Source organism: Pseudomonas sp. (genome assembly GCF_030147005.1).
Classification (GTDB): Bacteria; Pseudomonadota; Gammaproteobacteria; order Pseudomonadales; family Pseudomonadaceae; genus Aquipseudomonas.
Genome location: NZ_JASLAW010000234.1, coordinates 1 through 4,973 on the forward strand (window position 1 = coordinate 1; position 4,973 = coordinate 4,973).

Annotated in this window: 5 protein-coding genes; 2 read left to right on the forward strand and 3 right to left on the reverse strand. The window is 62.7% G+C overall.

All coding sequences use genetic code 11. The features are described 5' to 3' along the window. Window positions 1-223: 223 nt before the first annotated feature. The 3 genes from Q1V60_RS22175 to Q1V60_RS22185 form a co-directional block, all read right to left on the reverse strand. Window positions 224-811, reverse strand: a complete 588-nt coding sequence (locus Q1V60_RS22175; RefSeq protein WP_300634843.1) for an HAD family hydrolase — start codon at window positions 809-811, stop codon at window positions 224-226. Further along, window positions 808-1,677, reverse strand: coding sequence for an acyl-CoA thioesterase II (tesB, locus tag Q1V60_RS22180; RefSeq protein WP_300634845.1), 870 nt, complete (start codon window positions 1,675-1,677; stop codon window positions 808-810). Before tesB ends, Q1V60_RS22175 begins: the two co-directional genes overlap by 4 nt. A gap of 132 nt (window positions 1,678-1,809) precedes the next feature. Continuing rightward, window positions 1,810-2,379, reverse strand: a complete 570-nt coding sequence (locus Q1V60_RS22185; RefSeq protein ID WP_300634847.1) for a GNAT family N-acetyltransferase — start codon at window positions 2,377-2,379, stop codon at window positions 1,810-1,812. Between the two features lie 76 nt (window positions 2,380-2,455). Here Q1V60_RS22185 and Q1V60_RS22190 point away from each other — a divergent pair, with 76 nt between their 5' ends. Continuing rightward, on the forward strand, window positions 2,456-3,376 hold the full coding sequence (locus tag Q1V60_RS22190; RefSeq protein WP_300634849.1) for a histone deacetylase: 921 nt from the start codon (window positions 2,456-2,458) through the stop codon (window positions 3,374-3,376). A gap of 171 nt (window positions 3,377-3,547) precedes the next feature. Continuing rightward, window positions 3,548-4,774, forward strand: coding sequence for a TIGR03862 family flavoprotein (locus tag Q1V60_RS22195; protein ID WP_300634851.1), 1,227 nt, complete (start codon window positions 3,548-3,550; stop codon window positions 4,772-4,774). Window positions 4,775-4,973 lie beyond the last annotated feature (199 nt).

Sequence of the window (4,973 nt, forward strand, 5' to 3'; positions counted from 1 at the left end):
GATTGGCATGCCGAAGACTGCGCAGTGCTGCGCCGAATGATTTAACCAGGCAAGCCATAATGCCGGTCAGTTAAGCGCTAAAGCAGAAAAACCTGCGACCTGTGGCGAGGGAGCTTGCTCCCGTTGGGGCCGCTTCGCGCCCCAACGGGAGCAAGCTCCCTCGCCACAGGTCGCAGGTTTTTCTGCTTTAGCGCTTAACTGACCGGCATTATGGCTTGCCTGGTTAAATCATTCGGCGCAGCACTGCGCAGTCTTCGGCATGCCAATCCGCCAACTCCGGCCAGGGGTTCTCCGGCAGGTTCACCAACACGGTCCTGGTCCCCGCTGCCCGGCCACAGTCCAGGTCAAAACGATAGTCCCCCACCATCACCATCTCGCCCGGCGCCACGTCCCAGGCCGCCGCCAGCTTCAACAGGCCACCCGGGTCCGGCTTGGGCGGCGCGTCTTCACGGCCCAGCACATCCTCCACCGCAAAACAGTCAGCCAGGCCAATCGCTTCCAGGGTGACGTGCGCCAGCTCCTGGGCGTTGCGCGTCAGAATCCCCAGGCGATAACCACGGCCGGCCAGCTCACGCACCAGCTCCACCGCGCCCTCAGCCGCCACCGAACCCAGCGCCAGCTCGCGCTCATGCTCCAGCAGCCAGGCATGCTTGGCCGCCGCGACATCCGCCGGCAACGCGGCGAGGTGCGTGAGAATGTCGTCTTCGGCGGGAATCTCCAGCGCCACCCGGATGGCTGCAAAATCATGCACGGCCACCGTGAGGGTGCCGTCCATGTCGAACACCCAATGCCGCACATCGGCCAGGCTCATGCCCAGTCCTTGCGATGGCGAATCAAGCCTTCCTGGGTCACCGACGCCACCAGTTGCCCGGCGCGGTTGTACACGCTGCCACGGGAAAACCCGCGGGAATTCCCGGCCCAGGGGCTGTCCATGGCATACAGCAACCAGTCATCGGCGCGCAGGTCGGCGTGGAACCACAGCGCGTGGTCGAGGCTGGCGACCTGCATGTCTTTTTGCCACACGGTCTTGCCATGGGGCAGCAGCGAGGTGGTCAACAGACCAAAGTCCGAGGCATAGGCCAGCAGGTATTTATGCAACGCCGGCGCATCGGCCAGGGCGCCGTCGGCGCGAAACCACACATACTTGACCGGGTCGGAAGGCTGCGGGTTGAACGGGTCTTTTTCGGTAACCGGGCGCACTTCGATGGGCTTGGGGCACAGCAGCTTGTCGCGCATGTGTTCAGGGATCAGGTGCGCGCGCTGCTGAGTCAACTCCAGCTCCGACGGCAGGTTCTCCGGGCCGACCACCACCGGCATGGTGGTCTGATGCTCGAAGCCTTCTTCGTCGTACTGGAACGAAGTGGTGCAGGTGAAAATCGGCTGGCCCTTCTGAATCGCCGTGACGCGACGCGTGCTGAAGCTGCCGCCGTCGCGCACGCGGTCCACCGAATACACCACCGGCAAAGCGGCGTCTCCCGGGCGCAGGAAATAACCGTGCAGGGAATGCACGTGGCGCGCTTCTTCTACGGTTTGGCTGGCCGCCGACAGCGACTGGCCGAGCACTTGCCCACCGAACAGTTGGCGAAAACCCAGGTCCTGGCTGCGGCCGCGAAAGAGGTTTTCCTCGATCGGCTCCAGCGTCAGCAAGTCCACCAGATCTTCCAATACTTGGCTCATTCACACTCTCCTCAGAGCAAAACAGCATCTACCTTCACCTGTAGGAGCGCGCTCGCTCGCGAAGGCCGTTAACGATAACGCGGGGGTTGATCCTCCACGGCGCGCTTGGGTTCTTCGCGAACAAACTCGCGCCTACCCGTGCAGCGTGTCCAACCATTGGGCGCGGGTGATGCGATACAAAACATGCTGGCGCAGCGGGTCATCGGCTGCGACTTTGGGGTGTTCAAAATCTGCCTGCGGATCGTAATGCATACCGATGGCCTGCATGACTTTTTGTGAGGGCAGATTGGCTTCGGTGGTGAAGGCAACGATTTCATCCAGGCTCAAACGATCGAAACCACACCGCAACGCGGTCCATGCCGCCTCACTGGCGTAACCCAGGCCCCAATGCTCGCGGGCCAGGCGCCAGCCGATTTCCACCGCCGGGGTGAAGCTTTCCTCAAAACTGACGTTCTGCAGCCCGGTCAGGCCGATGAAGTCGCCGGTGTCCTTGCGCTGCAAGGCCCAAAAGCCAAAACCATATTCGGCGAAGTGGCCGCGAATCCGGCCAATCAGCGCGGCGCTCTCCAGGTGACTCAATTTGGCCGGAAAATAGCGCATCACCTGCGGGTCGGCGCACATCTGCGCAAACGCCGGCAAGTCGCTGTCACGCCATTGGCGCATTATCAGGCGCGCGCTTTCCAATTCCAGTATCGGCTCCATGGGTCCCTCTCCCTTGCCATGTGCGTGAGTGTACAGCGCTGGTAAGATCCAACGCAGATTCCCGTCAGAAAATCCCATGCCCTTGCCATTGATCTACCACGATGACTACAGCCCCGAGTTCCCGGTGGACCACCGATTCCCCATGGACAAGTTTCGCCTGTTGCGCGACCACCTGGTGGACAGCGGCCTGACCGAGGACAGCAACCTGCTGCGCCCGCAACTGTGCCCGGCCGAGATTCTGGGCCTGGCCCATGAACCTGGGTATATCGAACGCTACATGAGCGGCGAGTTGTCTCGCGAAGACCAACGGCGCCTGGGCCTGCCCTGGAGCGAAGCCCTGGCGCGACGCACCGTACGCGCAGTGGGCGGCTCGATCCTGGCGGCGGAGCAGGCGCTGGAACACGGCCTGGCCTGCCATCTCGCCGGGGGCACCCATCACGCCCACTACGATTACCCGGCGGGCTTTTGCATCTTCAATGACCTGGCGGTGATCAGCCAATACCTGCTGGCCAGCGGCCGGGTCAACCGGGTGCTGATCTTCGACTGCGACGTGCACCAGGGCGACGGCACTGCGCGCATCCTGCATGACACGCCGGACGCCATCACCGTATCGCTGCACTGCGAAAAGAACTTCCCCGCACGCAAGGCCCAGAGCGACTGGGACATTCCACTGCCCATGGGCATGGGCGATGCCGACTACCTCAAGGTGGTCGATGACGCGCTCAATTACCTGCTGCCGCTCTACCAGCCGGACCTGGTGCTGTACGACGCCGGCGTGGATGTGCACAAGGACGACGCACTCGGTTACCTCAAGCTGACGGATGCCGGCGTCGCCGCCCGCGATGAAAGCGTAATGCGTCATTGCCTGGGCCGCGACATTGCGGTGGTGGGCGTGATCGGTGGCGGCTACAGCAAAGACCGCCCTGCCCTGGCCCGCCGCCACGGCATCCTGCACCACAGCGCGCAGCGCGTGTGGACGTCATCCGGTTGTCATTGAAGTGTGTGCGTTACCCACAATCCCTGTGGAACCACCTGTGGATAACTTGAGCGTAAGGGGCTGTAAGCAAGTAGCTGTATGGCCTGTAGGAAACTGTAGATTTTTTGATCAGGCAGCTGTGCCCTCGTCGGGTAGAATGCTCGGCCTATTCACACCACCGTAGCCCTGCCCATGCCTCAGACTTCTCCCTACTCTGTCTCCATTATCGGCGGCGGCCCTGCCGGGCTGATGGCCGCCGAGGTCTTGAGCCAGGCGGGCGTGCAGGTGCAGTTGTATGACGGCATGCCCTCGGTGGGGCGCAAGTTCCTGCTGGCGGGCGTGGGCGGCATGAATATCACCCACTCCGAGGCCTACCCGGCGTTCCTCTCGCGCTATGCCGAACGCGCGCCGCATATGGCGCCGTTGCTGCGCAGCTTCGGGGCCGAAGCGTTATGCGAGTGGATTCACGGCCTGGGCATCGAAACCTTTATCGGCACCTCCGGCCGCGTATTTCCTACGGACATGAAAGCCGCGCCGCTGCTGCGTGCCTGGCTCAAGCGCCTGCGTGATCAAGGTGTGGTTATCCACACCCGGCATCGCTGGGTGGGGTGGAATGCCGACGGTGATTTACTTATCCACAGCCCGGACGGCGAGAAAACCGTGCACAGCGATGCGCTGCTCCTGGCCTTGGGCGGTGGCAGTTGGTCGCGCCTGGGCTCAGATGGCGCCTGGCTCAACTTGTTCGAAGAGCGTGGCGTGCCCTACGTACGCCTGCAACCGAGCAACTGCGGGTTCGAGGTGTCGGCCTGGAGCGACTTGATGGTGAGTAAATTCGCCGGAGCACCGCTGAAAAACGTCGCCATTGGGCTGGGCCACGATAAACCTCGGCTGGGCGAATGCGTGGTGACGGCCACCGGTATCGAAGGCAGCCTGGTTTACGCGCTGTCGGCGCCGATTCGCGAAGCGATCAACCGTGACGGCGCCGCCACCGTGCATATCGATCTGCTGCCGAGCAAACCGTTGCACAAGGTGCAGGCTGCACTGGCCAAGCCGCGCGGGTCGCGGTCGATGAGCAAGCATTTGCACAGCCAGTTGGGGTTGGATGGGGTCAAGGCGGCGCTGTTGCGCGAGCTGGCCCCCGCTGAACATTTCAATGACCCGGCGCAGTTGGCTGTGGATATCAAGGCGTTGCCGCTGAAGCTGGTCAAGACCCGGCCCATCGATGAAGCCATCAGCACCGCAGGCGGTGTGCCGTTTGAAGCACTGGATGAGCGGTTGATGCTCAGGCAACTGCCGGGCGTGTTTTGTGCGGGGGAAATGCTGGATTGGGAGGCGCCAACGGGCGGCTATTTGCTGACCGGGTGTTTTGCCAGTGGCAGAGCGGCCGGGCTTGGCCTGTTGGAATGGCTTAATCGTTAACAGGCGGCGAACTCAAGTCCCCCATCGCAGCAAGCCAGTTCCCACATTTTGAAGGGTAAACACCGTCAAATGTGGGCGCTGGCTTGCCTTAATGCCAGTCAGTTAAGGAGGAGCGCTTTACCGTGGCGAGGGAGCTTGCTCCCGCTGGACTGCGCAGCAGTCCCATTTTCTGGGGTCGCTTCGCGGCCCAGCGGGAGCA

Coding starts and splice junctions, on each gene's coding strand:
- Q1V60_RS22185 (WP_300634847.1), bottom strand. CDS start 2,379: ATGGAGCCGATACTGGAATTGGAAAGCGCGCGCCTGATAATGCGCCAA.
- Q1V60_RS22175 (WP_300634843.1), bottom strand. CDS start 811: ATGAGCCTGGCCGATGTGCGGCATTGGGTGTTCGACATGGACGGCACC.
- Q1V60_RS22195 (WP_300634851.1), top strand. CDS start 3,548: ATGCCTCAGACTTCTCCCTACTCTGTCTCCATTATCGGCGGCGGCCCT.
- Q1V60_RS22190 (WP_300634849.1), top strand. CDS start 2,456: ATGCCCTTGCCATTGATCTACCACGATGACTACAGCCCCGAGTTCCCG.
- tesB (WP_300634845.1), bottom strand. CDS start 1,677: ATGAGCCAAGTATTGGAAGATCTGGTGGACTTGCTGACGCTGGAGCCG.